At 50.6% G+C, this 233-nt stretch carries 1 pseudogene; it reads left to right on the forward strand.

From position 1 onward, the window contains the following. A pseudogene (locus tag HMPREF2996_RS12880) lies at positions 1 to 233 on the forward strand (HNH endonuclease); the annotation flags it as partial.

Below are 233 nucleotides of genomic sequence, written 5' to 3' on the forward strand. Positions count from 1 at the left end.
TGGTCACTGCCCGAAGGCCACATTAAATCCGGCCTGCGTGCTATCCACCGGCTGGGTAGCCTGCCGAAAGTCAAAGCCATACAAGACACCCACTGCCTGCTCGACATTGAATCCCTCATTGCTATTGATCAACCCATGTCAGCACTGACAGCCCTAACAAAAGAAACCCTTGAGTTCATCGACACTATCCTCGCTGACTTTTTTACCCCTTCTAAACCGAATCAGGCTTTTCC

Origin of the sequence: Corynebacterium sp. HMSC066C02 (genome assembly GCF_001814945.1) — a bacterium.
GTDB lineage: Bacteria > Actinomycetota > Actinomycetes > Mycobacteriales > Mycobacteriaceae > Corynebacterium > Corynebacterium aurimucosum.